Origin of the sequence: Pueribacillus sp. YX66 (assembly GCF_041725775.1) — a bacterium.
Classification (GTDB): Bacteria; Bacillota; Bacilli; order Bacillales; family UBA6769; genus Pueribacillus.
Window position 1 is genome coordinate 1 of sequence record NZ_JBEUEL010000016.1, and the last position, 23,656, is coordinate 23,656.

Annotated in this window: 23 protein-coding genes, 1 tRNA gene, 1 rRNA gene and 1 pseudogene; 1 reads left to right on the top strand and 25 read right to left on the bottom strand. The window is 38.5% G+C overall.

Features of this window, described 5'->3' with window-relative positions; genetic code table 11:
- From ABU914_RS08670 to spoIIE, 16 genes are all read right to left on the bottom strand, one after another.
- A 16S ribosomal RNA gene (locus tag ABU914_RS08670) occupies positions 1-70 on the bottom strand; the annotation flags it as partial.
- A gap of 430 nt (positions 71-500) precedes the next feature.
- On the bottom strand, positions 501-1,991 hold the full coding sequence (gene lysS / locus ABU914_RS08675; protein ID WP_379669346.1) for a lysine--tRNA ligase: 1,491 nt from the start codon (positions 1,989-1,991) through the stop codon (positions 501-503).
- Between the two features lie 36 nt (positions 1,992-2,027).
- A complete protein-coding gene (gene dusB, locus ABU914_RS08680) occupies positions 2,028-3,020 on the bottom strand; it encodes a tRNA dihydrouridine synthase DusB (protein ID WP_379669347.1) in 993 nt (330 codons plus the stop codon).
- A 13-nt stretch (positions 3,021-3,033) separates the two neighbouring features.
- Positions 3,034-3,552 (bottom strand): 2-amino-4-hydroxy-6-hydroxymethyldihydropteridine diphosphokinase, encoded by a 519-nt coding sequence (gene folK / locus ABU914_RS08685; protein WP_379669348.1) that lies wholly within the window; start codon positions 3,550-3,552, stop codon positions 3,034-3,036.
- A complete protein-coding gene (folB, locus tag ABU914_RS08690; protein WP_379669349.1) occupies positions 3,552-3,911 on the bottom strand; it encodes a dihydroneopterin aldolase in 360 nt (119 codons plus the stop codon). The genes folK and folB overlap by 1 nt, the downstream gene beginning before the upstream one ends.
- Positions 3,904-4,722, bottom strand: coding sequence for a dihydropteroate synthase (gene folP, locus ABU914_RS08695; RefSeq protein WP_379669350.1), 819 nt, complete (start codon positions 4,720-4,722; stop codon positions 3,904-3,906). The genes folB and folP overlap by 8 nt, the downstream gene beginning before the upstream one ends.
- The gene (gene pabC, locus ABU914_RS08700; RefSeq protein WP_379669351.1) at positions 4,700-5,596 is read right to left on the bottom strand and encodes an aminodeoxychorismate lyase; all 897 of its coding nucleotides are present in this window, start codon (positions 5,594-5,596) and stop codon (positions 4,700-4,702) included. Before pabC ends, folP begins: the two co-directional genes overlap by 23 nt.
- A gap of 225 nt (positions 5,597-5,821) precedes the next feature.
- A complete protein-coding gene (cysK, locus tag ABU914_RS08705) occupies positions 5,822-6,745 on the bottom strand; it encodes a cysteine synthase A (protein ID WP_379669352.1) in 924 nt (307 codons plus the stop codon).
- Positions 6,746-6,831: 86 nt separating this feature from the next.
- Positions 6,832-7,710, bottom strand: coding sequence for an Hsp33 family molecular chaperone HslO (gene hslO, locus ABU914_RS08710; protein WP_379669353.1), 879 nt, complete (start codon positions 7,708-7,710; stop codon positions 6,832-6,834).
- A 105-nt stretch (positions 7,711-7,815) separates the two neighbouring features.
- Complete coding sequence (locus ABU914_RS08715; RefSeq protein WP_379669354.1) at positions 7,816-8,583, bottom strand: type III pantothenate kinase; 768 nt, start codon at positions 8,581-8,583, stop codon at positions 7,816-7,818.
- Positions 8,584-8,895: 312 nt separating this feature from the next.
- Entirely contained in the window at positions 8,896-10,857 is a 1,962-nt protein-coding gene (gene ftsH, locus ABU914_RS08720) for an ATP-dependent zinc metalloprotease FtsH (protein WP_379669355.1), read from the bottom strand.
- Positions 10,858-10,991: 134 nt separating this feature from the next.
- Complete coding sequence (hpt, locus tag ABU914_RS08725) at positions 10,992-11,528, bottom strand: hypoxanthine phosphoribosyltransferase (RefSeq protein ID WP_379669356.1); 537 nt, start codon at positions 11,526-11,528, stop codon at positions 10,992-10,994.
- Positions 11,529-11,563: 35 nt separating this feature from the next.
- Positions 11,564-12,949, bottom strand: coding sequence for a tRNA lysidine(34) synthetase TilS (gene tilS, locus ABU914_RS08730; RefSeq protein ID WP_379669357.1), 1,386 nt, complete (start codon positions 12,947-12,949; stop codon positions 11,564-11,566).
- A gap of 28 nt (positions 12,950-12,977) precedes the next feature.
- Positions 12,978-13,907, bottom strand: a complete 930-nt coding sequence (locus ABU914_RS08735) for a serine/threonine protein kinase (protein WP_379669358.1) — start codon at positions 13,905-13,907, stop codon at positions 12,978-12,980.
- Complete coding sequence (locus ABU914_RS08740) at positions 13,876-14,610, bottom strand: VWA domain-containing protein (protein WP_379669359.1); 735 nt, start codon at positions 14,608-14,610, stop codon at positions 13,876-13,878. The genes ABU914_RS08735 and ABU914_RS08740 overlap by 32 nt, the downstream gene beginning before the upstream one ends.
- A 99-nt stretch (positions 14,611-14,709) precedes the next feature.
- The gene (gene spoIIE / locus ABU914_RS08745) at positions 14,710-17,154 is read right to left on the bottom strand and encodes a stage II sporulation protein E (RefSeq protein WP_379669360.1); all 2,445 of its coding nucleotides are present in this window, start codon (positions 17,152-17,154) and stop codon (positions 14,710-14,712) included.
- A 320-nt stretch (positions 17,155-17,474) separates the two neighbouring features.
- On the opposite strand from spoIIE, the pseudogene ABU914_RS08750 reads away from it, so the two are divergent.
- Positions 17,475-17,817: pseudogene (locus ABU914_RS08750) on the top strand (hotdog family protein).
- Between the two features lie 98 nt (positions 17,818-17,915).
- Here the strand turns inward: ABU914_RS08750 and ABU914_RS08755 are convergent.
- The 9 genes from ABU914_RS08755 to spoVT all read right to left on the bottom strand — a co-directional run bounded on the left by ABU914_RS08755 (position 17,916) and on the right by spoVT (position 23,588).
- A tRNA-Met gene (locus ABU914_RS08755) sits at positions 17,916-17,992 on the bottom strand.
- Between the two features lie 184 nt (positions 17,993-18,176).
- Positions 18,177-18,596 carry a S1 domain-containing RNA-binding protein gene (locus ABU914_RS08760; RefSeq protein WP_379669361.1) on the bottom strand — a complete coding sequence of 140 codons (420 nt, stop codon included), beginning with the start codon at positions 18,594-18,596 and terminating at the stop codon, positions 18,177-18,179.
- Between the two features lie 66 nt (positions 18,597-18,662).
- Entirely contained in the window at positions 18,663-19,046 is a 384-nt protein-coding gene (locus ABU914_RS08765; protein WP_379669362.1) for an FtsB family cell division protein, read from the bottom strand.
- 11 nt (positions 19,047-19,057) lie between these two features.
- Positions 19,058-19,639 (bottom strand): spore cortex biosynthesis protein YabQ, encoded by a 582-nt coding sequence (gene yabQ / locus ABU914_RS08770; RefSeq protein ID WP_379669363.1) that lies wholly within the window; start codon positions 19,637-19,639, stop codon positions 19,058-19,060.
- Positions 19,636-19,941, bottom strand: coding sequence for a sporulation protein YabP (yabP, locus tag ABU914_RS08775; RefSeq protein WP_379669364.1), 306 nt, complete (start codon positions 19,939-19,941; stop codon positions 19,636-19,638). The genes yabQ and yabP overlap by 4 nt, the downstream gene beginning before the upstream one ends.
- A gap of 87 nt (positions 19,942-20,028) precedes the next feature.
- Complete coding sequence (locus ABU914_RS08780; RefSeq protein ID WP_379669365.1) at positions 20,029-20,289, bottom strand: RNA-binding S4 domain-containing protein; 261 nt, start codon at positions 20,287-20,289, stop codon at positions 20,029-20,031.
- A gap of 21 nt (positions 20,290-20,310) precedes the next feature.
- Positions 20,311-21,369, bottom strand: coding sequence for a MazG family protein (locus ABU914_RS08785; protein ID WP_379669366.1), 1,059 nt, complete (start codon positions 21,367-21,369; stop codon positions 20,311-20,313).
- Positions 21,359-22,933: a putative polysaccharide biosynthesis protein gene (locus ABU914_RS08790; RefSeq protein WP_379669367.1), complete on the bottom strand. Its 1,575-nt coding sequence runs from the start codon at positions 22,931-22,933 to the stop codon at positions 21,359-21,361. The genes ABU914_RS08785 and ABU914_RS08790 overlap by 11 nt, the downstream gene beginning before the upstream one ends.
- A 121-nt stretch (positions 22,934-23,054) precedes the next feature.
- Positions 23,055-23,588 carry a stage V sporulation protein T gene (gene spoVT / locus ABU914_RS08795; RefSeq protein WP_379669368.1) on the bottom strand — a complete coding sequence of 178 codons (534 nt, stop codon included), beginning with the start codon at positions 23,586-23,588 and terminating at the stop codon, positions 23,055-23,057.
- Between the last annotated feature and the right edge of the window lie 68 nt (positions 23,589-23,656).

Sequence of the window (23,656 nt, forward strand, 5' to 3'; positions counted from 1 at the left end):
CGCGCTCGACTTGCATGTATTAGGCACGCCGCCAGCGTTCGTCCTGAGCCAGGATCAAACTCTCCGATGATGGACAGAAGGTAAAGGACCGACGTCTATACGTTAGTCAACCTTCTGTATCCTTTAACACCTCACGGTGTTATCTAGAGTTCGTGACTCATACATTTAAATTTCAAAGCTTTTTCGCTTGGCGTTTTGTTTAGTTTTCAAAGAACGAAGCGATGACTTAAATGATCATCTTTGGTGCCTTGCCCCGAAAAAGCTTACTTCGTTTATAAGCTTGTAGACGCAAAGGCAAATCAGCTACTTAGTAGCCTTTTTCTTCCTCGCCACTCCAAATGGCGACTCTTTAATCATAACAGGCTCCGAAACGTTTGTCAAGATTATTTTTGGAGCTTTTTTCTTCGTCGCTCGAAGCGACAATTGATATCTTACTACACGATTGAAATCTGTGCAACCGTAAAATAATAGAATGTCTGCCAATGAGTGGCAGACATTCTTTAATCGTGAGGTCGCATATGTGGAAATAGTAATACATCTCGTATTGAAGGTGCGTTCGTTAATAGCATAACAAGTCGATCAATTCCAATACCGAGACCACCGGTTGGTGGCATGCCGTACTCTAACGATTCTAAAAAATCTTCATCCATTAGATGCGCTTCATCATTTCCTTGTGCACGCTCTTTCACTTGCGCTTCAAATCGCTCGCGTTGATCAATTGGATCATTTAACTCTGTAAACGCGTTCGCATGTTCACGTGCAACGATAAACAATTCAAATCGATCTGTAAAGCGTGGATCCCGTTTATTTTTCTTCGCTAAAGGAGAAATTTCTACTGGATGTCCATAAATAAATGTCGGTTGAATTAATTTTTCTTCTACAAGTTGTTCAAAAAACTCATTTACGATGTGTCCGTATGTCATCGTTTCTTTAATTTCAACCCCATGTTTTTTTGCTAATTGTTTCGCTTCATCATCAGATACATTTTTCCAAAAATCAACGCCAACGTATTGTTTTATTGCGTCTACCATATGAAGTCGTGTCCATTTTGGTTTTAGGTCAATCTCATATTCCCCATATGTTACTGTCGTTGTACCTAAAACATCTCCAGCAATGTGCGCAACTAAATTTTCTGTCAGTTCCATAATATCTTCGTAGTCTGCATAAGCTTCATAGAGTTCAATCATTGTAAACTCGGGATTGTGACGCGTTGAAATTCCTTCATTTCGAAACACTCGCCCAATTTCGTACACTTTTTCAAAGCCACCAACAATGAGTCGTTTCAAATGTAGTTCGATTGCAATTCGCATATATAAATCCATATCAAGTGCGTTATGATGTGTGACAAACGGGCGCGCTGCAGCCCCTCCAGGAATTGTATGCATCATTGGTGTTTCAACTTCAAGGTAGCCATGGCTATTTAAGTAGCGACGCATTGATTGAATAATTTTACTACGAGTAAGAAATGTTTGTTTAACATTAGGATTCATGATTAAATCGACATAACGCTGACGATAACGCTGTTCAACATCTTTCAATCCGTGAAATTTATCTGGTAATGGACGTAATGCTTTCGAAAGAATAATAAATTTTTTTGCTCGAATAGAAAGTTCACCAACTTTTGTTTTAAAAACAGTTCCAATGACGCCAACGATATCGCCGATATCTGACATCGTAAAAAGTTCATATTGTTCGTCACCAACAGCATCTTTTCTAACGTATATTTGAATTTGCCCTTCTAAGTCCTGAATGTGAGCAAATCCCGCTTTTCCTTTACCTCGCTTCGTCATTATCCTTCCAGCAATTTTAACTTCTTCTTCTCTTTCTTGAAGTTCTTCTTTCGCTACATTTTCAAAGTTTGCCTTTAATTCATTTGTTAAATGTGTACGCTCAAACCGCATACCAAACGGGTCTATTCCTTGATTACGTAATGTTTGTAGCTTCTCACGACGTACTAATAACTGATCATTTAAATCTGTATCCTGATTCATGGAATCACTCCTAACATGACATTAAAACCGTAACAATTATACCGCTTTTGCTTTTTTATCTTCGAGATGTGCAACAAATTCATAAAGAACAGAAGCGAGCTGTTCACGAGTATCTAAATGGTTAATTTGCTTACGTACTTTTGCATTGCCACGCATTCCTTTTAAATACCAGGCGGCGTGTTTACGCATTTCCATTATTGCTACTTTCTCTCCTTTTAAACCGATCAGTCGGTCAAGATGAAGAAGGCATACATCGATTTTTTCTTTCGGAGTTGGTGCTGCCGGCAACGTTCCTGTCTCTAAATATTGAACTGTTTGATAGAGCATCCAAGGGTTTCCAAGTGCACCGCGACCAATCATGACACCGTCGACTCCAATCGTATCTAACATACGTTTTGCATCCATCGGTGTAACGATATCCCCGTTTCCGATAACAGGAATCTCTACGGATTCTTTTACTTGTTTAATTACGTCCCAATTTGCTTTTCCTTCATACATTTGTACTCGTGTTCGTCCGTGAACAGCAACAGCTGAACCACCTGCAGCTTCAACTGCTTTTGCGTTATCAACTGCATAAATATGTTCTTCGTCCCACCCGATACGCATTTTAACTGTAACTGGCTTTTCTACATTATCAACTACGGCTTTCACCATATTATAAATTTTATCCGGATCTAGCAGCCACTTTGCGCCCGCATCGCAACGTGTTACTTTCGGAACAGGGCAACCCATATTAATATCGATAATGTCTGCATTCGTTGCTTTATCTACATAACGCGCTGCACCGACAAGTGTTTCTTTTTCACCACCGAATATTTGTAGGCTTAACGGTTTTTCACGCTCGTCAACGTAAAGCATTTTTAATGTTTTTTCATTCTCGTGAAGAATTGCTTTGTCACTGACCATTTCAGCACAGACAAGCCCCGCGCCGAATTCTTTTGCAATTAAACGGAAAGCTGGATTGCTTACACCTGCCATCGGCGCAAGCACCACTTGATTTTTCATCGTTATGTCGCCTATTTTTAACATCTTTTCTGTTCACCTACTTTTCTAAAAAAGCTATACTATTCATTTCGTTTTTTTGTTTCCACTGTTTCACGCCGTGCTTAGATTGTTTGATGACTTCTTCATATTCTTTTGAAAAACGTGTTTCAACTAATTGAGCATTTATTTCGTGAAGAGGAATTAAAACAAAGCCACGCTCTTTCATGCGCGGATGTGGAATTTCTAAGCGTTCCGACTTCATATTCTCTTGATTATATAGCAAGATGTCAAGATCTAACGTTCTTGGTCCCCATTTTAGCTCACGTTTACGCCCACAAACGTTTTCAATCGATTGCAAACGCTCGAGCAGTTCTATCGGAGCATATGTCGTTTTAACTTCTATAACCATATTTAAAAAAGAGGGTTGATCAATCACGCCGATCGGATCTGTTTCATAAACGGAAGAGACATTTGTTATAATAATCGAGTCATCTGCCTTTATTTGCTCGAGAGCAGTTCGTAAATATTGCTCACGATTCCCAAGATTTGAACCTAGTCCAATATATGCCTTTGCCATTAACGTCCCCTCGTTATTTCGACAGCAACCGAATCATAATGACCGTGTATTGGAGGATTAGGCTTAACGATTTTTATTGTTATCCGTTCAACTAACGAAAAGTTTTGTAACAGATCAGTAGCTATTTCTTCAGCAAGCTTCTCCAATAGCTTCCTCGGTTCGCCTTCCATGATGTGTCGAATACGTCCGTATACGAGACTGTAGTCAATTGTATCGTTTATGTCATCACTTTGGCTAGCACTCTTTAAATCCGCTTCGATTATAACATCAACGTAAAAGCGCTGACCAAGTTTCGTTTCTTCTGGATAAACACCATGATAACCGTAAAACTGTAATTTATTAATAAAAATTTTATCCATTCAATATAGGTCCTCTCAACATAGCATCCATCATTTTCACCATTCTAACGATTGGCTTAACATCATGTACACGAACAATTTGACAACCTTTTTCAATTCCAAGACAGACAGATGCTCCTGTCCCTTCCATTCGTTCGTTAGGTGGTAAATTTAAAGCATGTCCAATCATAGATTTACGTGAAGTACCTAATAGAACTGGGTAACCTAGTTGAGTAATAACTTCTAAGTTTCGCATAACATACAAATTTTGTTCGAATGTCTTTCCAAATCCGATTCCTGGATCTAAAATAATTTGTCCATCCGTAGCCCCAGCAGACTTTACAATCTCTATGCTTTCATATAAGTCAGAAACAATTTCGTCCATTAAATTTTCGTATTCTGGTTGTTCACGATTATGCATTAAAATGATTGGCACATCATATTCAACAGCAACGCTCGCCATTTCTGGATCTTTTTTTGCACCCCAAATATCATTTATCACATCAGCACCAGCTTCGATCGCTTGTCTTGCTACTTCTGCTTTGTACGTATCGATGGAGATCGGGACATCGACCACTTTTCGAACTTCTTTCAACGCAGGAATCACTCGTTGCAATTCGACTTCAGGCGTTACTTTCTGAAATCCTGGTCTCGTCGATTCACCGCCAATATCAATCATATCGGCACCATCGTTAACAAGTTTAACCGCATGACGCGCTGCATCTATAGGCTGATTGTGACGACCACCATCTGAAAATGAATCAGGCGTAACATTTAAAATTCCCATGACATATGTTTTATTACTAAAGTCAATCCGTTTTTTGTCGCTCATCCGTTTCCAATCCTTTCTTAAGTTGCTTGGATGACATCAATGTTTCACGATATTTATTATAATTATTAAGCAATATTTTCGTTATTTCTCCGTTATTTCCTGGGAAATGTCGTTTATCGACAGCATAAAACGGGACGATCCCTTGGATTGAATTCGTCATAAACGCTTCATCGGCATCATAAAGATGGTCAGGTTCATAAAAACCTTCTTTAAGTTCAATTTGCTTTCGCCTAAGCAGCGAACATATAAACTTCCGTGTAACGCCATTTAAAATTCCTGTTTCTAATGCAGGCGTATAAACGATTCTATCTTTGACCCAAAATACATTCGAAACAATTCCTTCAGCGATATATCCTTTTTCATTAAGAAAAATCCCCTCCCGTCTTGGGTTGTTTCCTAATTCTTGTTTTGCGAGGACGTTATTTAAGAAATGGTGAGATTTTAATCTAAAGACTCCTTCAGGTGAATTTCGTTTTGTTTTTAAAATGGTAGCTGCCTTTTCAGAAATCTTCCCATTTACTGATAAAGGTTTTGAAAATATAATGGTCGTCGGATCATTATATGGGTTTGCTGTTAAGCCAAGCTCACCGATACCCGCTGAAATATTTATCCGAATATACGCATCACTATAGCCATTCACTTGAAGAAGTTCGTCAATCCGTGTTTTCCATACATCAGTCGAACATTCAAAATTAATTCTAATCATTTGTAGCCCTTTATTTAACCGTTCGATATGATCGTCAAGCAAAAAAGGATGTCGATTGTATACGCGGATCGTTTCAAATAAACCGATCCCATATAAATATCCGTGATCAAACGGGGAAATATGTGCTTCTTCTTTTGGAATAAGCTCACCATTAACGTGAATGTACATTTCGTCTTACCTTCCTATTTCATTCATCATTGTAACTTTACTTATTGTACATGATTATGTTCGTTTGTTCACGAACTTCCTGCCTATAAAGTAAAAAAGTCCCCAAAAGTTGAGGACTCAATATAAAACTTGACTTCTATTTAATTCCACAAGTTAAAAACGTAGACAAGAATTACGAAATGTCGAAACGTATAATTGTCACTTTCCAACGATTATTAACATACATTACTCTTCATCAAATTGATATAAAGGCGTACTTAAGTAACGTTCGCCATTACTCGGGATAATCGCAAGGACTTTTTTTCCTTTTCCGAGTTGTTTTGCAGCGTCAAGCGCTACTTTAATCGCTGCACCCGAAGAAATACCACCAAGAATTCCTTCTTCCTTCGCTGCTCTGCGAGCAAACTCAAACGCTTCTTCTGTCGTTACCGTTGCAATTTCATCGTAAATCTCTGTATTTAAAATTTCAGGAACAAAACCTGCGCCAATCCCTTGGATTTTATGTGGTCCTTTCTTTCCTTCAGATAAGACTGGTGAGTCTTTCGGTTCAACAGCGATAATTTTCACATTCGGAAATTTTTCTTTAATGACTTCGCCAGCCCCAGTAATCGTACCACCCGTACCGATCCCGGAAACAAACGCATCGAGTTGATCCATCTGTTTAATAATTTCTTGCCCTGTCGTATTTCGATGAACAATTGGATTTGCCTCGTTGCTAAATTGTTGCGGCATAAAGTATCCTTTCGATTTTGCAAGCTCTTCTGCTTTTTTAATCGCTCCACCCATTCCTTCAGGACCGGGTGTCAAAATGAGATCTGCCCCGTATGCTCGCAATAAATTACGACGCTCCATACTCATCGTCTCAGGCATGACGAGAATCGACCGATATCCTTTTGCTGCAGCGACCATGGCTAATCCTATACCTGTGTTACCGCTTGTAGGTTCAATAATTGTATCGCCTTTTTTTAATTTTCCTTCTTTTTCTGCCGCTTCAATCATTGAAAGTGCAATCCTGTCTTTTACACTACTTCCCGGGTTCATGTATTCAAGCTTTAAATAGACATCAGCATCATTTTCATTTGTAAGCTTATTCAGCTTAACGATCGGGGTATTACCAATTAATTCAGTAATTGAATTTACGACTGCCATTTTTGCTCACTCCTTAAAACCAAGTATAGTTATTGGATTTATTAAGATTAAGAGTAGCAAACTGCTTCAAGATTGTCAATAAATTTTTACTTGCTTATTTGGAATAGCTTTTCAAGCTTTGTTTTATCAAAATGATAAGCTTGGTTACAAAAATGGCAAACAGTTTCTGCTTGACCATCTTCATCGATCATCGCACGGATTTCTTCTTTCCCTAAACCGATAATCGCTCGCTCTGTGCGTTCAAGTGAACAATTACATTTAAAAGATACAGCCATTTTCTCTAAAATTGTAACGTTTTCTTTGCCTAAAATTTCAAAAAGTATTTCCTCCGGAGTTAGCCCATTATGAATCATCGTTGAAATCGGAGAAATTGTCTCAAGTCTTTTTTCCAACAAAGCAATGACCTCTTCTTCTGCCTCTGGTAACACTTGGAACATAAATCCGCCGGCAGCTAATATACTATTGTCTGGGTTAACGAGTACACCGACACCTACGGAAGAAGGAATTTGTTCTGATGTGACATAATAATACGTAAAATCATCGCCTAATTCTCCAGAAACGAGTGGCACTTGCCCTGTAAACATATCTTTTAACCCAAGGTCTTTTACGACAGATAAAAAGCCGTTTTTCCCGACTGCTCTTGCAACATCAAGTTTACCATGCTCATTTAAATCAAAATGAACGTGAGGGTTCGTTACATACCCACGCACTTCACCGACAGCATTCGCATCGATAATTAAAACACCTAGCGGACCGCCACCTTCAATTTTGACAGTCACTTTATCATTACCTTTTAATGTTGCACCCATCATTGTTGTTGCTGTTAACGCTCGTCCTAACGCCGCTGATGCTGTCGGCCATGTATCATGTCTACGTTGTGCTTCGGAAACGAGTTCCGTAGAGCTAATCGCATATGCACGAATTTGTCCGTCGTAAGCGAGCGCTTTCATTAAGTAATCAGACATCTTTCAATCCCTTTCAGTATGATTGTTGTTCAAATGTTCAGAGGCTCATCTAAAAGGATGAATTCAAGCCCACCTCATGTTGCCTCCTTATAAATATTATTTCACTTATATTTGATTTTTCAAAAATATTTTATATAACCCTTTTAATGTTAGGAATGGGTCAACGTGATCAATAATGGCAGTACCTTGAGCGATAAGTGACGCGAGTCCCCCTGTTGCAATCACTTTCGGCTCCGACTGAAATTGTTTTTTAATTCCGTTAACGATCCCTTCCACTTGCCCGACGTAACCATAAAAAATACCCGCTTGCATTGCGCTAACTGTATTGCGTCCGACAACGAGATCTGGTTTTGTTATTTCTATTCTCGGCAATTTCGATGCATGGGTAAATAACGCTTCAGTCGAAATATTAATACCCGGGGCTATCACGCCACCCATGTACTGTTTTTTCTCATTGACATAACAAAATGTAGTTGCAGTGCCAAAGTCTACTATGACAAGTGGGCATTCATAAAGATCAATAGCTGCAACAGCATTCACAATTCGGTCAGCCCCAACCTCTCTCGGGTTTTCATACTTAATATCGAGTCCTGTTTTTATTCCTGGACCAATGACTAACGGTTTAACATGAAAATATTTATTACACATCAGTTCCAATGATGACATGATCGGTGGTACAACAGAAGAAATAATAATGCCAGTAATATCTTTAAACGTCAAGCCCTCATTGCGAAAAAGTTCTTTAATCGTTATTGCATATTCATCTTCAGTTTTTAATTGGCTCGTCCCAATGCGCCAATGCTGAAAAAGTTCCCCATCTTTAAAAACGCCTAGTACTATATTTGTATTCCCCACATCTAAAACAAATATCACGTTCTTCACCCCATCCACAATCTGACTAAATGAACGTTCAAAAAAGAGGACAACGAGAGGTCGCTAAATACATAACATCCCGTAAAGAAATTATTAGTTACAACATGAACATCGGAATAAATTTCTCTTCTACCCTACAAGTGCAGTGAAAAAATCAGTGTAACTTTTTACAGGGAGATGCAAACTTCTACCAATTAAATATGCTAGCTAAAAAATTCAAACCAATCGTTCCCAGATTTTTTGAACAACCTTTATATGTGAATAGTTTATACTACATAGATCCAAAAAAAAAGATGTCCAAATGGACATCTTTTATTCTGAGCGTTCATTATCTTCTTTTGATGACTCGCTGTCTTCATTTTCCTCTATTTCTATTTCTTTTTTCGTATTTATATTTACTCTCACATCTTCCGAGTCTGCCATTTCTGACGATTTTTCCGTTCGATCTGGCAAACGACCATGATCCATAAGTGATTTTATTTGTTCCGCATCAAGCGTTTCGACTTCCTTCAATGTTTCTGCAATTAAGTTCAGTTTATCTTGGTTTTCAAGCAAAATTTGTTTACAACGATTATATGCATCGTTAATAATTCCTTGAATCTCAATATCAATTAAACGTGCATATTCATCACTATAATTTTGTTCACTTTGAATATCGCGCCCAAGGAATACTTGGCTTCCGTGACCAGTCCCAAATTGCATCGGTCCGAGCTTTTCACTCATACCAAATTCAGTAACCATGCGACGTGCAATTTCCGTGACGCGTTGGAAGTCATTGCTTGCGCCTGTACTCACTTCATTAAACGTAATTTCCTCAGCAACACGCCCACCTAATAGACCGATAATTTTATCGATCAATTCTGGTTTTGTCATAAAGTAACGATCTTCTTTTGGCAAGGTCACCGCATATCCACCAGCTTGACCTCGAGGAACGATCGTCACTTTATGTACGACATCCGCATTATCAAGTACCATTCCAATGACGGTATGACCCGCTTCATGATACGCAACAATGTTTTTCTCTTTTTCCGATATAACGCGACTTTTCTTAGCTGGTCCCGCAATGACACGGTCTGTCGCTTCATCTATGTCTTCCATATCAATTTCTTTTTTATTGGATCTCGCTGCTACAAGTGCTGCCTCGTTTAATAAGTTTTCTAAATCGGCACCTGAGAATCCAGGCGTCCGCATTGCAATTGTTTCTAATTTTACTTCATCTGCAAGAGGCTTATTCCGAGCATGAACTTTTAGAACAGCTTCACGGCCTTTTACATCTGGTTTACCGACAGGAATTTGTCTGTCAAAACGACCTGGTCTTAACAATGCTGGGTCTAAAATATCAGGTCTGTTCGTCGCAGCAATAATGATAATTCCTTCATTTGCATCGAACCCATCCATTTCAACAAGCAATTGGTTAAGTGTTTGCTCACGTTCATCGTGTCCCCCACCAAGTCCGGCGCCACGCTGACGACCAACTGCGTCAATTTCATCAATAAAAATCATGCACGGTTTATTCTTTTTTGCATTTTCAAACAAATCGCGAACACGTGAAGCCCCAACACCAACGAACATTTCAACAAAATCAGAACCACTGATTGAAAAGAATGGTACACCTGCTTCGCCAGCAACTGCACGGGCAAGCAACGTTTTCCCTGTCCCAGGCGGTCCTACAAGCAATACACCTTTCGGAATCCTAGCACCTAACGCCGAAAATTTACGTGGATCTTTCAAAAAGTCAACCACTTCAACAAGCTCTTGCTTTTCTTCATCAGCACCCGCAACGTCTTTAAACGTCACTTTATGCTTATCTTCGGTGTACATCTTCGCCTTGCTCTTTCCAAAATTCATCACACGGTTTCCGCCGCCTTGAGCTTGGTTGAGCAAAAAGAAAAACAGAATAAAAATAATTGCAAACGGAATAATTGCGGTTAAAAAGTTAAGCCATCCGCTCGTTTGCTCGGCTTGCAATACTTCAATTTCAACGCCTTTGCTCGCGGTGCTTAAAATTTCATTCTCAACAGTTTCGTTAAACGGTACACTCGTTTGGAAAGTTACACCTTCTTCTGCACCGACTAACGTTCCTTCAATGAGAAATACACCACGATCAGGCTGCATCGTTAATGAATCAACTTCACCTTTTTTCAGTTTTTCATAAAACTCGCCATATTTTAACGGTTCTACCTTCACATTTGGTCCGCTAAAAAAATTGACAAGCCCGACAACTACAAGGACAATTAATATATAAAAAAGGGTATTCCGGAAGATCCGATTCATGCCTTGCCTCCTCCCACACACGAAACAATACTATAATATCATACATCGTAAACACACTACAACATATTACATCTTACTCTCCACTGTAACACTCTCGCTAACAAGATGTAACTAAAAAATGAGCGCAATTTGACTTATTTGTAAACCTCTTCTTTTAATATACCAATATAAGGAAGGTTACGATAACGTTCTGCATAATCAAGCCCATATCCAACTACAAATGCACTCGGGATGACAAACCCGACTAAGTCCGGTTTAATGTCTGACTGACGACCGGATGGCTTATCTAATAACGTCACAATTTTAATCGAGCGGGCTTTACGATAGCGAAATAACTCCACTAAATACTTTAAAGTTAATCCACTATCGATAATATCTTCGACGATTAAAATATCTCTACCTTCTACGGACGTATTTAAATCTTTCAAAATTTTCACTTCACCTGAAGATACCGTTGAGTCTCCGTAACTCGCAACGTCCATGAAATCCATTTCTAAATGAATGTTCATTTTGCGCGTGAGGTCTGCCATAAATGGCAAGGCTCCTTTTAAAACACCGACAACTAAAGGAAAACGGTCTTCGTATTCCTTCGTTAAAATAGCGGCCAATTCTTCTGTTTTCGCTCGAATTTCCGCTTCTGTGGCCAATACTTCTAAAATATCGTTTTCCATGTTGCTAAACGTCCTCCCTGTTTAATAAAAAGCCGTTACTTTTCTTTATAAACGATGTATAAAAACTTACTTGTTTTCCCCGTAATCATTCCGTATTTCGAACGCTTTACTCCAGCAATCCAAATAACATTACCTTTTGCATCTTCTGCAACAGGAATTACATCTCGTTTCCGTTTATCAATCTTCTCATCAATAAAAATCGCTTTTAATTTTTTAGAACCTTTCATTCCTAATGGTACCATTCGATCTCCAGCTTTTCGTGTACGGATTGTTAACGGCAAGTAGATCTCTTCTGCATCGCCAACAAACACGTTACGATTACTCACTTCCGGTTCTTCGTCCAAAACTTCTCCGATTATAACTCCATAAGGCAAGTGCAATTTAAATGGCAAATATACTCGGTAAGAATAACGAGATACCTCTTGAGTAAAAGCAAAAGTAAATATGACACAACCATATGAGCGGATAACATGTAAACCTGCAGGTAAATGAAGCGTTCCAGATGGGTTTTTATTGTTGAAAAGAGCAAGAATTTGTTCAATATGTACATTCGTTACATCTGTTCGATCAAAATTATACAGATAGTTTAATAGTAGTTGAATGACTCGTCTTTGTAAAGGAAATGCAAGCGATTGAAAATCTTTTACGCCTACCACCGATTCACCATTTTCTTTTTGATTTACAATTTGATAAAACTTCTCTTTCGCCATTGACATAAGCAGTTCTTCATCTTTGAAAAGCATCTCACTTTGCTGTTGAAACCTTTCATGCACGCTCGGATTTTCATATTTTAAAAATGGCAAAATGACGTGTCGAAATCGATTGCGCACGTACTCATCGCGTTCGTTCGAAGGGTCAATTCTCGGATTAATTCCGACTCGTTCAATATAATCTATGATTTCTGCTTTTTCTAAACAGAGAAACGGGCGAATAATCATCCCTTTTGCGAACCTCCGTTTAACTGGAATACCAGCGCGTGAAAACCCGATTGCTCCTCGTACTTGGCGCATGAGCATCGTCTCGATTTGATCATCCCCATGGTGACCGAGTGCTAGAAAATCAGCATCGTGCTTTACCATGACTTTTTCAAAAAACTGATAACGACATTCCCTCGCTGCAATTTGCGTTGTCAATCCGTATTTTTCTTTATACGCATTCACATCAATATGTGCCCCTTCAAATAAAATATTGTGTTGTTGAGCATAATTTTCAACGTACGAGTAATCATCTTCCGATTCTTCTCCTCGAAGCATATGATTAAGATGTGCAGCAACGATGCGTAAATCCCAACTCTTTTTCCTCTGCAAGAAATAGTGCAACAATGCCATCGAATCAGGCCCTCCTGACACCCCGATGACAACAGTTGAACGCCTTTTCAATAATTGATGCTTCTGTACGAAACGATCAACAACGTTTTCCATAGAAACCCCTTCTTTATAAAACTTTCGCTTATATCCCTTTAAAATGTAAGTATAAAAGAAATAATATAAATAAAAAAGTCATAAGGAACATCATCCTAAATACGGTTCTTTTTTTTTGCTTTCTCAACCTTTTATGTTCAACCCGGCTCATAACAAATTGTTGTTTCGTACCGTTCACTTTCGTTAATAACGCATCTCTCATTGTTGCTGCACTTCCAAACGTTCCTCGAAGCGCCCTAATAAGAATTGAACTATACTGGTTTAAATCAGAGCTTATCATTACTTTTCTTTCGAGTTGTCTTACTCCTTCTTCTTTTTTCGTTAGCCGATTAGGAGAACCTAATTGAATAAAAATAATCGTCAAGCTGAACAAATCGTAACTCGGTTCCGCTTTTCGTGAACCCGCCCCCCAATAAGCTCGATCATAAAAAGATGTAAACTCTTTAACAGAACGACCTATTTTTGTTACACCGCCTACGTCAAGCCAGCGAATACGCGGAGAAGGAATAGAAACGAGTAAATTTTCAGGCTTTAAATCACCAAAAATATAACCTTGTTGATGCAGCTTCTCCAACTCCGATAAAAGTTGTAGCATAAAGACAACGATCCATTCGCTTCCTTTTTTCTGTATGAAAGAAGTCAATGAGTGACCATTGATATATTCCATCACGTAAAATGTCCATCCGTTCCAATCATCCATTTCAACAAAAAAAGGGCCGAGACATTGGCCCTGTACGCTCGTTAATCGTTTTAACGCATTCACTTCAGAAATGATGCCCATTTTGTCATAACCTATTTTTAACGCATAGAGACCGACAGAAGATTGTACTAAATAGACAGCACCGATCGAACCATACCCTAACTGCCTTACGATTTTATAGCGATTCCGATTCCATTTTCCTATAATGAGCGTACCAGGCTTCACATTAACCGCTGGATTCTTCGTTAAATGCATCATCGCGTAACCATCTCCTTTTTGATCTTCGCGGAGAAAACATTGCAATCGCTTGGCGAAGTGCAGGACCTGTCGGAGTCGTACCGCCTGGTGATAATTTGTTAAAAATCGTCGTTAATTCATTAATTTTTGGTGTCCAATCAACAAGTTTTTCTGTTTCTTTACGTTTTCCAGGAAACGCAAGCAATGCAAAAGAATTTTCGCCGACACGTGCTTGCATGCTTAACGATAAATCAACGAGTGACTCTTTCACTGTCGAAAGTTTATGTCTCATGCTTGCGCTCATATCGACGAGCACACAGATATCGAGTTGTAATGTCTCGCCTAAATCATCGACAACTTCTATAACTTCACCACGTTTATCTGGTGGCAGGTCGTCAATTTCTTTCTCTTCTCCAAAAATAGAAGTTAACTCATAGTTAACTACACCATAAATCGTTTGTGTCATTGCTTGGCGAGTAACCATCTGCACAGTTTTAGACAATTCTTTCGTATAGACGACTCGGCTAAAACCCCCTCCCGCATTTGCAATCGCTTCGATTTCAGCAATACCTTGTGTACCAATCTGATCATTTTCAACGACACCAATGACATTGACTGTTATGCCTTGTTCTTTCGCTAGTGCTGCAATTGCAGATGGATCTTCACCGACGTTAGAACATCCGTCTGTAAGTAACAAAATTTGTTTAATTGTTCCTTGTTTCAAGGTGCATCCTCCTCACTTTCAATCGTTCATCTATTTTAGACGAGAAAAGAGGAGTTTATACTTAGTACAACTATGTTTTTGGCACGAATCGATGAGCTTTTACTGTGCCTTTTTCCTTTTTGTAATGCTTGAATGAAAAGGAATCGTTTTCCACTTAGGTAAATTTCGATTCAATTTTGCAACGATAATCGTCATATCATCTTGAATTTCACCATACCGCGTGCGAATTACTTCTTCTAACAGTAAGTCGGCAACTTCTTGCGGATTGTCAGTCTGCAATTCACGAATTTTCCGTTTCATCCACATTTCTTTATTTTCAGCGTTTGCTCCATCATACACGCCATCGCTCATCATAATGAGCAAATCCCCTGCTTTTAATTGCATATTCACAACTTCAACATCAAACTCTTGAAAAATTCCGATCGGCAAATTACTTGCTTCGATCATATTCACTTGCTCACCCCGTTTGATAAAACAAGGACTGGATGCGATTTTCAAAAATTTCGCAGACGCATTTTGCAAGTCGAGCATTGCTAAATCAAGCGTTGAAAACACATCATCTTTTGTTCGTAATGACAACACTGAATTCACTGATTTAATCGCCACTGTTTCGTCAATTCCTGATTGTAAAATTTTTGCGAGTAGCTGCAGCGTATCACTGCTTTCAAAATGAGCGCGCTCACCGTTCCCCATCCCGTCACTAATCGCCATTGCATATTTCCCGGACGAAAGTTCAATCATCGAATAGCTATCTCCCGACACGAAAGCACCGCCTTTCGCCGCATTGGCATAGCCCGTTTCAACGACGTACGCTTTTGCAGAACCGAACGTTAATGTGCATAATCCACCTGGATAATGAGCATGATCTTCTTCTTTAAGAATAATTACTTCTTTTAAAATATCCGATAATAACGGCGCGATAAGCTTTTCTCCTTCCCCATGCCCGCTACATGACGAAAGTGTCATCTCAATATCAGCTTGTCCGCTTTCTAATGAATAAATGTCAACAGCGTCAATTTCAAGCCCAAGTTCAAAAAGAGACTCTACGATTTCATCTTCTAACAACGTATGCTGATCACGTTCACGTTGAATTTCTTTTGCAAAATTCCCCATCACTTCGGAAACGCCCAACAACTGATCAGCAACTAGCTTTTGGCTCTCCCTCATTTTCCGTTGCAATTTTAAGCTTGCTTCATAATAACTCGTTTCCTGATAAATTAATTCTTTCACTTTTTTTGATTTTACACAATGTTTGTCCCATTCGCGTTGAAACGTAAAATCTGATAATGTTTTCTCATAATTAGTCATCATTTCTTCCATAAAGGCATACGTTGTATCGAGATTGTTTATCCAACAATATTTTTTCTTAAAACATGTTTGACAACTTTTTTCAGCGACTCGGCTTAAATAATAATCTACCTCACCATCGTGCTTCAGATCGCCATGCATAGCAGGTGCTTGTGTAAAACTGTTTGAAAGCGTTTGAAAAAGAGAGGAAAACTGTTCTACTCGATTTGCCGTTACATCGCGAATTTTCTTAACATATTGTTGTTGTACTTGTGAATATTCACTCGTTCCAGGTATATAGCGAGCAATCTTTTTAATCGCTGAATGTGGTGTCATTAGTAAAAATAGAAAAGCGACAAGCGATTCCATGAATGAAGAATAAAAATGGACGAGGGATCGATCACCATACATGCCAATTAATAACGTGCCAACGATAAGACCTATACCGACACCGATCTTTTTCCCTTCTTTTAACAAACCACCGAGCAATCCGGAAAAAGCGAGCAAGCTCATTTGGTACAAGCTGGACACATCAGCAAAGCTTAAAATCAAACCTGTAACAACACCGACGGTCGCACCAATCGCAGCTCCGCCAATAAACGCAAACAATAAAATGAAATAACGAGAAAAAATATTTTCAAGTGACATGTCATAAACCGTCCAACCGATCATCCCTGTTAATATGGATGCAAGCAAAATGATAAAACAGATGACTTCTTCATTCCGAAGCGTTCGCTTTAACGGTTTTAATGTTAAAAGAGGGATACTTTGCAAAAAAATCATCGCCAATAGTAAACTTAATCCTGCTTCAACAGTGGCAACGAGAAATTCAGTCATTAATACGTGTCCAGAAAACGACATAAAGATAATACGTGCGAGTATACTCGAAACAAACACCGTTATCGGAAGTGTTTTTGATGAGTTTTTCGTTCGCTTTTCAATTATTTTATTACATAATAAAAAAACGACCAGTCCCGTTGCGACAAAAAGCGTATTTTCAATCGAATGTAATGATGCACCTAAAATCACAGCGAGAAATGTCAGACGCGCACTTTCTCGTTTTAATAATAAAACAGCTGCAAAAAAAGGAATAGCAAATGGGCTCATCTCATTCAAAATAACAGCTCGTCCAAGCAAAAGTCCGATGACAAAGACCAAAAACCCTGAGTGAGTGACTGCATATTCTAGCTTTCCGATCCATTGTTTAAGCCTCACCAACAATAGATGCACTCCTTTCGTTTCAACAACATTTCTCATCTTTACATCATCCTTTCAAAGTTTTTCAACGTCAATAAGTGTAAGTTCCATTTAATCACAGAATGATTTCAATTTTTGTCAAACAAACAGACAGTCAAACAAAAACTTCTCGACGAGATTCCTGTTGTTCCGAAAGAAATAGAAGCAATATTTGGCTTAAGTCCTAAACAAGAGGTAACGTTTTCATTAAAGAGTTGTAAACATATGTTGTGAAATAAACATTTACACCGTTTTTTCTTTTTTGTCATGTCGAGGTTTGTATATCAACAGTTTAAGAAAGGGTATCCTCTAAATGCTCTAATTTAAAAGTTGGGGATGTCATAAGTTTTGAACGGTTGCATTTCTAAAGAAATGTTGTTCAGTTTACTGAAGTATCCTAATACGAATCATAATGAACGAGGAAGACTTGTCGTTCAAGGTTTATTAACTGCAACATTACAAACAAAAATCGGAGGAGACCACAATGTACTCGCTCGTACGATGAATTTTGAATTTTTAAGACCTATATTTACAGGGGATAACGATTGAAAAGTTTGAAAAGCATGCCAACCATAGAAAACTATTTTTGCATCTTTCATATATATTAATCAAAATGAAAAACGAGTATTAAAAGGAAATTTCGCGGGGCATTCGATAATGAACTCCCTTTTCAATTTCTTATAAGCTGGGTAAATCATGCCTATGTTAAATAACTGTTTGTAGTTTAAAACAAAAAAACCGTCCAATTTAAAAGGAACGGCTGATAGTTACATTGTATATATTGGTAGCGGCGGAGGGGATCGAACCCCCGACCTTACGGGTATGAACCGTACGCTCTAGCCAGCTGAGCTACACCGCCATCATTTTTCCAGACAAAAAATATCTTATCAACGAACGGAACGAATGTCAATTGAATTTTTTTCCAATCGATTCCATACAAAAAAGCACCGTCATCGGTGCTTCAGCCCATTTACACCTAAGCTTCTGAAACGTGATTAAACTAGGCTATAAGATTTATCGAAATATCATAACGACCAGCAAGCTTAAGACCGTCTCGACCCACGTCCACCCCGCTTTGATTCTGTATGGCGTTTCAATGTCGAGAGCCGCTCCTCACTATCTTTTAGAAATCGGCTTAATTGGTCTTCGAAATTAAGGGTACGATTTGTAGATGTAGAAGCGCCACCACGCCGAGATTTACCTGATTTATGATTTCTTTGAACCGGCGGGTCCATTGCTCTTTTAATGGATAAACCTATTTTACCATCTTTCTCGACTTGAACAATCTTCACTTCTACTTGTTCGCCTATTTTTAAATGGTCTTTAATGTCTTTAACGTAATTGTGCGCAACTTCACTAATATGAACAAGTCCTGTTTTTCCATTTGGCAGCTGAACAAACGCCCCAAAATGAGTAATCCCTGTAACTTTACCTTTCAGCTTGCTGCCGACTTCAATTGACATGAAAAAAGTGATCCTCCTTAAAAAATATAAACATTTTACATTATTATACCAACGGTAAAAACATTGTCAATTTGTTGTTGATTCATCTGGAAACGAAAAAATCGTTTCTCCATCGTTTGAAAAAAAGTAATCTCGTCTTGCCAATTCACCAACATATTCATAATCATTTAATTTATTAATTTCTTCACGTAAATTTATCTCTTGCTTTTCAACAAACTCTAATTCTTTTTGTAAACTTTCCTTTTCTTCGACTTTGTCATTCAACAGTTTCTTTTGTGATATAAAAATGGAAATAAAGCAAACTGAAAGTACAACGGACATAAGACAATATGCAGTCAGACGACGATACAAACCACGACGTCTGCGTTTTCTAATTTTATCATATACTTGCTTTTCTTGAACATATTTTAACGTAGCCTCTTGAAGTGCTCTTCGTCTAGCTTGACTCATCGCAAAGCCTCCTAAACTCGACCGAACCACTTTTTAATCTTATTCTGCATGATTTTCATAAATCCTGCTAGCCTTTTCAATTGATTTTTCAAATATTCAGGAGTAATGGACCAAATGAGGCGACCGATCCATTTCAATAATGTGACTATTATCCTAAATACGAATAGAAAAAACGCCAAAAGCATGCTACCGAGAAAAGCGAACAATTGAATAAATAACCGAATGAACGTTTGAATCGGTTTCACGACAATCGTCCTCGTGACGTTGAGTGTAAACTGAATAACGGTACGAATCAAACGAATAAGAACAGTTAAAAAATAATTGTAAAACGTTTGAAATAATGCGCGATACATCGCAAATCCACATAAAAGGGCAACGAAAATATAAAAACGAATTTCTCCCTCATTTACTTTTAACAACACGAAAAAAATGAGCAAGCCTTGTACGATCCAAAAAAGAATATCACTTAAAAATAGCAAGATTGACCAGCGACTCGGATGCATAAAGCGTCCGTACGTATCAACTGCTACTCCGACAAAGATTCCCATTAAAGTCATCGAGAGAATCGTGTAAAACTGAACAGTCAGTGTCATTTAAACAGCTTGCTAAAAAATCCTTTAGCTTTATCCCCTTCGTGATCGTCCAAGTATACAAGATCAATAATTTTACCATTGATCAACACGATACCACGTTCAACGCTTAAATTTTTCATTTTTAAATGTTGCCCGCGTATCGCTAAAAAACCCATCACTGTTTCTAGTAAAAACTCTTCATTGTCAAAACTTTCAACGTGTTTGACACCCGTAATTTCAAGCTGTTTACGTCCTTTTAAAATCAAGTTATGCTCAGGTCTTACATGCTGTTCATTTAACTGATCATAATGATTCCGTTCCATACGTTTTCCCCCTCTTTACTGTTCATATATATGGGGGCTTTTGTAAGTTTAGAACAGCCTGTACATAGGAAAACTAAATTAAAACGATCAGTGTTCTACCTTTTTCTCACTGACAACGGTATACATCGATTCCGCTTCTTCCTTTCTTATCATTTCCTTTATCGCTTTCACTCGTACCGTAACAAGTTTAGGTCCAAATTGTATCGCAATCTCGTCATCGATTTTTATATTCGTTCCTGCTTTTGCGATTTGTCCATTTACTGAAATTCTCCCTTTATTACACATTTCTTTTGCGACTGTTCTGCGCTTAATTAAACGTGATACTTTAAGAAATTTATCTAATCTCAATAGTGTACACCTCAACATTGTTCATTTTTTTCTTCTCTCTTCCCGCTTAATCTCATCCCACACTTCTTTAAGTTCGTCTTCGTTTGCTATTTCAAGATCACTAAAAACGTGAGGGTGACGGCGAATCATTTTTTCTGTCAATGTGCGGATGACATCGTTAATCGAAAAATAACCGTCGTCTTCTCCGATTTGTGCATGTAGCATCACTTGCAATAATACATCACCAAGTTCTTCAACTAAATGTTCAACATTGTTTTCATCAATAGCTTCGAGCACTTCTTCTGTTTCTTCAACTAAATATTTTTTTAAACTCTCATGTGTTTGCTTCCGATCCCAAGGGCACCCGTTCGGTCCTCGCAAATATGCAATCACTTCCCGTAGTTTGTTAAATTCACCGTAGCGCAGCGTTTCATCCATAACAGGGGGAACGTAGACAACTCTCAATTGACTTAATTTCATATTCCGGTCTAGTTCATATAAAGGGACATCCCAAACCTTTTCATATTTGCTCCCTGCTGCTTCAACAATCGTTACAGCATAATCATCTGGAAGCCGCTCCATTAACGTCAATTTCACATGTGAGGCTGTCATTTGATCATACACTTGAACAAAAATGAGATGATGAAGAATGTTTAATTCATCGGGATGAACAGCCGTTGCATCAATAATTTGGCAGCCTTCAATCGGATCAATCTTTAACGTTGAAAAAACAGCATCAAGAAAACTTTGTCCGCCAACAATCTCAATTTTCACATTTGTCGTTTCTTGTGCTTCCAATAACAATTGCACTGTTTTTTCAGCGACCATTGGATGACCAGGTACTGCATATACGATAGGCTCTATCTCAGCAGCTGTTAAAAGTTGACTCACGATCGCCTTATATGTTTCTTCAAAACTAGCATATTGTTCATATACATCATCAAAAGACGTAAATGAAACGCTTGCTTCATAGAGTTGTTTAGCCGCTGGATGTTCTGCTGTTCGCAAATATAAAGATGTGGCCTTCATTAAGCGCTCATATATGCCTAGAGGCATTTGCTCCAAATCACCTGAACCAAGCCCTATAATTTCAATTTTCACGACTAACACCCTTTCCTTTACTTTTCAAAAAGCCGAACTCTGACGGTGTAAATACACGATTAGCGAGAAGGAAGCCAAAGTAAATAATCACGGCAAGCAGTACAGTCGAAAGTGCTGTTCCTGTTGCTGCTAATCGTCCGTCCGTAAAAACATGCTCTTGCGCAATCTTCTTCCAGAAGAATACGATAACCGACATTCCACCCACTGCACCAATGATTCGATTAAAACGGAATTCATAGTTTGAAAACAGTTGAAGCTCTTTATGAACGATAAATAACGAATGAGCTGCCATCACCGCAAAACCTATAACGGTTGCAGTCGCTGCAGCATAAATACCGAAAAAAGGGATAAACAAAACATTCATAACAATCTTTACAGCCAGACCGAGTATTACGACTCTCAATGTAACGTTTACTTTGTTCAAACCTTGTAAAATCGCGATAGACGTAAGCGTTAATGAACCGAAAAAAATAGTCATACCGTGAATGGCTAATACTGACGATCCGCGCGTATCTTTGAAAAGCATGATGTTTGTTGGTTCAATAATAATAGCAAGTCCAAGAGATGCAGCTATGCTGATTACGAGCGCCACTTTTAACGCAAAGCCAGCTTTATTTTGCGCTTCTTGTTTATTTTGTCCCGTGACAGCTTTAGCAATCGTCGGAACGATGATGAGAGATAAAGAAGTTGCCAATGTCAATCCTAGTTGCAACAATGGGTGACCTCGATCATAGACCCCTTTTATTGTTTTCGCCTCGATCGGTGATAATCCATACTGCTTTAACTGATTCAAAACAGTGATAGCATCAATGAATTGAAAAAATAGTAGAGCGAGCGCTCCAATCGATATCATAAACCCTTGCACAAGCAATCTTTTAGCTATATTTAACGCTTCTTTACGTTCTATCGTTAAACGAGTGCTTCCGATGTAGTTTCCCTTCACTCGCATATAAACTAAGACTAATACGAGTACACTCGCAAAACTGCCTGCAATCGATCCGAAAGCTGCACCTGTACCAGCTGCGTAAACGCCAAATCCTTCATTCATAAAATAAAACGCCAGTGTGACAATGATGATTACTCTTACAACTTGCTCGGAAATTTGCGATAATGCGGTCGGAAATACATTTTCTTCAGCTTGAAAATATCCTCTTAAAACAGAAATGAACGGAACAAATAAAAAGGAAAAAGCAATTGTACGGTACAAAGCAGTCAACTCTTTATCTCCGACGAGCTTCGCAATCACTGGTGACAAGATAATGAGTAAAAGAAAAAAAAGTACACTTATAATTAAAAGTACCCAAAAAGAAAGAGCCAACAATTGTTGGCGATTTTCAGTCTGTTCCGCTAACAACTTTGAAATGACAACAGGAAATCCATACATCGCGAGCGTAACGATGATCCCGTGAATCGGATATACTTGCTGATAAATGTAAAATCCGATATCTCCTGTTATATTTTGATACGGAATTCGATAACCAATACTTAGCATCTTCGTAATTAATGCTGCAGCTGTGAGCAAAACAGCACTATGAAGCAATCGCTTTCCATCATTTGCATTCATGCGTGCACCTGCTTACGACAATACTTTTCAACACATTCAAGTATAACAAAAACTCTCCCTATTAGGTTTAGATACATACACACAATGAAAAAAGAGACGGTCTCCCGTCTCCTCCATTCCACTATTGTTCCATTTGTCTTGCTAAAAATCCGGCAGCGGTTTCTGTTAACTTTTTTTCAACTTCATTTAGTTTATCACCATCTTTTGCAAGCATGATGACGGCACCAATCGGATCCCCACTTGCAATAATCGGAGCGATGACGAACGAACCTTCAAAATCAATGCCTTCAACAATTTCAACATTTCCTTCTTCTTCCAGTTGCGTGTTCCTATCAGACATACATTGTTCAACAAAACTGCCGATCGGTTTATTTAAATATTCTTTTTTCGAACCACCTGACACAGCAATAACCGTATCACGATCAGCAATTAATACGAGATGATCCGAATGTTCCGAAAGCGACTCAGAATATTCTTGCGCAAAATCACCAAGCTCACTAATCGGCGAATATTTTTTTAAAATCACTTCACCGTCTCGATCAACAAAAATTTCAAGTGGATCACCTTCACGAATCCGTAATGTTCTGCGAATTTCTTTCGGTATGACAACGCGGCCTAAATCATCAATACGTCGTACAATTCCTGTTGCTTTCATATCTCAGATGCCTCACTTTCTATGTTGTAAAAGCTGGAATAATCAGGACCCTTTCCTTTATTATCCGT